The following is a 4,220-nucleotide window of genomic DNA, read 5'->3' as shown; positions in this document are numbered from 1 at the left end:
ACGCAGAAGCTGAGCGCGGCGGACGCCGCCAAGGCGACGGCAGCCGCCACGGACGGTCAGGAGCCGCTGGAGCCCAACCAGTGGGACCTGCGGGCGATCAAGGCCGATCAGGCGCACAAGATCAACGATGGCAGCCCGGACGTCACCGTGGGCGTCATCGACACGGGCGTCGACGACACCCACCCGGACCTCGCGGCGAACTTCTCCAAGGGCCAGTCGGCGAACTGCGTCGGCGGCGTCGCGGACACCACCGACGGCGCGTGGCGCCCGTACCCCGACGGCAGCGACCACGGCACGCACGTGGCCGGGACCATCGCGGCCGCCCGCAACGGCATCGGCATCTCGGGTGTCGCGCCGGGCGTGAAGGTCGCCGCGATCAAGGTCAGCGAGCCGGGCACCAGCCTGTTCTTCACCGAGGCGGTCGTCTGCGGCTTCATGTTCGCCGCCGAGAAGGGGATCGAGGTGACCAACAACAGCTACTACGTCGACCCCTGGCTCTACAACTGCAAGGCGGACGACGACCAGAAGGCGCTGGTGGAGGCCCTCGGCCGGGCCACCAAGTACGCCGAGCGCAAGGGCGTGCTCAGCGTGGCCTCGGCGGGCAACTCCAACCACGACCTGGCGTCGAACGCGATCGTCGACGACACGAGCCCGGACGACGGCACCCCGGTCCCGCGCACGATCGACCCGCACGTCTGCCTGGACATCCCCACCCAGCTCCCGGGCGTGGTCACGGTCAGCGCGACCGGCGACCAGGGCATCCGGTCGTACTACTCCAGCTTCGGCCTGGGCGTCGTCGACGTCGCCGCCCCGGGCGGCGACAAGTGGCAGATCCCGGCCACGCCCGACGCCAACGGCCGCGTGCTGTCCACCCTGCCGGGCGGCGGCTACGGCTACAAGCAGGGCACCTCGATGGCCGGACCGCACGTGGCGGGCGTGGCGGCGCTGCTCAAGAGCGCGCACCCGAACGCCACGCCAACGCAGCTCCAGGCGATGCTGAAGGCCCAGGCCACGAAGACGGCCTGCCCGGAGAAGCTGTACGACGCCACGGGCGCGCTGGTCGACGCCACCACCTGCCAGAGCAAGTGGGGCCAGACCGGCTACTACGGCTACGGCGTGGTGGACGCGCTGAAGGCCGTCAAGTAGCGGCCTGAACGGCGGGGGCCGGCCCGGGGGACTCCCCCGGACCGGCCCCCGCGCGCGCTGCGCTCCGTCAGGGCTTGATGAGCACCTTCAGCGCGCTGCGGTCGTCCATCGCCCGGTAGCCGTCCGGGACCTCGTCCAGGGACACGGCGCGGTCGAAGACGGGCGCCGGGTCGATCGCGCCGCTCAGCACGTCCGCCAGCAGCTCGGGGATGTACGCGCGCACCGGGGCGACGCCGCCGCGCAGGGTGATGTTGCGGTCGAACATCACGCCGAGGTCGAGGCCGGTGCCGCTGCCGTGCGGGACGCCCACGTAGCCGATCGCCCCGCCGTCGCGGGTGATGTTCACCGCGGTGCGCATGGACTGCTCGGTGCCGACGGCCTCGATGACCGCGTGGGCGCCCTGGCCGCCGGTGAGCTCGCGGACGGCGGCCTCGGCGGCCTCCCCGCGCTCGGCGACGACGTCGGTGGCCCCGAAGAGCTTGGCGATGTCCGTCCGGGCGGTGTGCCGGCCCAGTGCGATGATCCGCTCGGCGCCGAGGCGCTTGGCGGCGAGGACCCCGCACAGGCCGACCGCGCCGTCGCCGACGACGGCCACGGTGGAGCCCTTGCGGACGCCCGCGCCCAGGGCGGCGTGGTGGCCGGTGCCCATGACGTCGGACAGCGCGAGCAGGCCGGTCAGCAGGTGGTCGTCGGAGACGGCGTCCGCGGGCAGCTTCACGAGGGTGCCGTCGGCGTGCGGGACGCGGACGGCCTCGCCCTGGCCGCCGTCGTGGCCGACCGAGCCCCAGAAGCCACCGTCCACGCAGGAGGTGTGCAGGCCCTCGGAGCAGTAGTCGCAGGTGCCGTCGGACCACATGAAGGGGGCGACGACGAGGTCGCCGGGCTTCAGGCCGGACACGGCCGGGCCGGCCTCCTCGACGATGCCCAGGAACTCGTGGCCGATGCGCTGGCCGGGCTGGCGCTCGGCCTCTCCGCGGTAGGCCCACAGGTCGCTGCCGCAGATACAGGCACGCAGGACGCGGACGACGGCGTCCTCGGGGCGCTGGATCGCAGCGTCGGGCACCTCCTCCACGCGGATGTCGTGCGGGGCGTGGATGACGGTGGCTCGCATGGTGGTGCAGCCCTCCGGATCAGGTAGTTCAGTCTTGTATGACTGTCCTACGGTACGCCTGCGTCGGGGCGAGCGCCCCGGCGGCCAGCAGGTACTGGGCCGCGACGTAGGTGGCCATGATCCAGAAGTCGGGGCGGGGCAGCTGCGGCCAGTCGGCGACGCCGGTGGCGATCAGCGTGTCGGAGAGCAGGAACAGCGCCCCGCCCAGACCGGCGCGCAGGCCGAGGGAGCTGGAGCGGTAGGCCATGGCGGTGAGCAGCAGGCTGTACCCGGCGACCGGGATTCGCAGGTCGGCCGGCAGGTCGCCCCAGAGCAGCGCGACGGTCCCCAGCAGGGCCGCGGCGTACGCGCCCCCGAGCGCGGGATGCGTCCCGCGCCGGCCGAACAGTACGAGGTAGCAGACGTGCCCGGCGGCGAAGGAGCCCATCCCGACGAGGAAGGCGGGATCGGCGTCGAAGAGCAGGGCCAGGTCCCCGCCCCACCCGAAGAGCAGGGCGGCGATCAGCAGCCGGGGGGCCCGGCGGGTGGCCACGTACGCGACGAGCAGCGGCATCAGCAGCGGCTTGGCGATGACGTGCCCGAGGTGCCAGCCGGCCAGCAGCGAGCCGAGGTCGGCGGCGGTCGCGGCGGCGAAGGCGGCGAGCAGGACCCGGCCGGCCGCACCGTCGGCGGCGGCCACGGCGGGGCGCGCCCAGGAGGGCGTACGGGAGTCGGTGTCGCTCACGCGGCGTGCTCCGGGGCGGTCGCGGGCCCGGCGGCGGGGGCGCTCCCGGCCGCCGGGGCGGGTGCCGGAGCCGGGGCGGGTGCCGGAGCCGGGGCGGGTGTCGGAGCCGGGGCGGGCTGCCAGCCGGGCCCGCGGAAGACGCGGCCGGCACGCTCGCGCCAGCTGCGGGCGGCGCGGACGTCGCGGGCGATGGCGGCGTACTCGTGGGTGGCCACGCGCAGCGGGTTGAAGGTGTCGATGTTCTTGGTCAGCCCGTAGACGGGCTTGTCGGTCTCGCCGACCCAGGAGCCGAACATCCGGTCCCAGACGATCAGGATCCCGCCGAAGTTGCGGTCCAGGTAGCCGCCCTGGGAGGCGTGGTGGACGCGGTGGTGGGAGGGGGTGTTGAAGACGTACTCGTAGGGGCGCGGCAGCTTCCCGATGCGCTCGGTGTGGACCCAGAACTGGTACAGGAGGTTGAGGCCGTAGCAGAACGGGATCGCGGCCGGGTGCACGCCGAGGGCGACCATCGGCAGGTAGAACCACCAGGTGGTGGCGCTGGTCCAGGGCTGGCGCAGGGCGGTCGTGAGGTTGAACCGCCGGCTGCTGTGGTGGACGACGTGGCAGGCCCACAGGATGCGGATGACGTGGTGGAGCCGGTGCTGCCAGTAGTAGAGGAAGTCCTGCGCGAGCAGCATCAGCAGGGCGGTCCACCACAGGAACGGCACGCGCAGCGGGGTCAGTTCGTAGACCGCGGTGAAGACCGCGACGACCGGGATCTTCCAGAGCAGGTCGAAGCCGATGCTGCCGAGCCCCATGGCGACGCTCGTGACCGCGTCCTTGGTCTCGTAGCCGGCCGCGTCCTCGTCGGGATGGAGCCGGTAGCTCACCACCTCGATGACGGTGAGCAGCACGAAGGCAGGTATGGACCACAGCACGACATCGGGCAGGTTCGGCATGCCCGCACCATAGAGCGGGTTCGGGGGCGCCGCTAGGGGTTGTTACCGATCGGTATCCATCGGTGTTACCCCGGGTTCGCGCGATGATGTACGGGCCGAGCGGAGGGCGGGGGATGACGGGCTTCGAGACGGTTCTTCTGAAGGTGGCGGGGACGGCGGCGAGCACGCTGGTGAAGTCCCTGCTGGGCCGCGCGCCGGGGGGGGGGGTGGGCGCCCCCCCCGCGCCCGGCAACCGCGTGTGGGGCAGCCGGTGGCACCCTGTTGTGGAGGGGGTGTGTGAGCGCGGGTGGGGGAGACGCGC

General features: G+C 73.1%; 4 protein-coding genes. 1 reads left to right on the top strand and 3 read right to left on the bottom strand.

Translation table 11 applies throughout. The annotated features are described in order from the left end of the window. Positions 1 to 1,146 (top strand): S8 family serine peptidase (locus tag ACFXA3_RS29375; protein ID WP_385191563.1); only part of this gene is annotated, 1,146 nt, incomplete at its 5' end. A gap of 67 nt (positions 1,147 to 1,213) precedes the next feature. Here ACFXA3_RS29375 and ACFXA3_RS29370 read toward each other — a convergent pair. From ACFXA3_RS29370 to ACFXA3_RS29360, 3 genes are read right to left on the bottom strand one after another with little or no spacing between them, the layout of a single operon-like run. Beyond that, entirely contained in the window at positions 1,214 to 2,257 is a 1,044-nt protein-coding gene (locus ACFXA3_RS29370; protein ID WP_385191561.1) for a zinc-dependent alcohol dehydrogenase family protein, read from the bottom strand. 28 nt (positions 2,258 to 2,285) lie between these two features. After that, positions 2,286 to 2,936, bottom strand: coding sequence for a lysoplasmalogenase (locus tag ACFXA3_RS29365; RefSeq protein ID WP_385191564.1), 651 nt, complete (start codon positions 2,934 to 2,936; stop codon positions 2,286 to 2,288). 41 nt (positions 2,937 to 2,977) lie between these two features. Further along, positions 2,978 to 3,919: a sterol desaturase family protein gene (locus ACFXA3_RS29360; RefSeq protein WP_385191560.1), complete on the bottom strand. Its 942-nt coding sequence runs from the start codon at positions 3,917 to 3,919 to the stop codon at positions 2,978 to 2,980. Between the last annotated feature and the right edge of the window lie 301 nt (positions 3,920 to 4,220).

This window comes from Streptomyces sp. NPDC059456 (assembly GCF_042750055.1).
In the GTDB taxonomy this organism is placed as follows: domain Bacteria; phylum Actinomycetota; class Actinomycetes; order Streptomycetales; family Streptomycetaceae; genus Streptomyces.
This window is presented reverse-complemented; position numbering and strand designations above follow the sequence as displayed.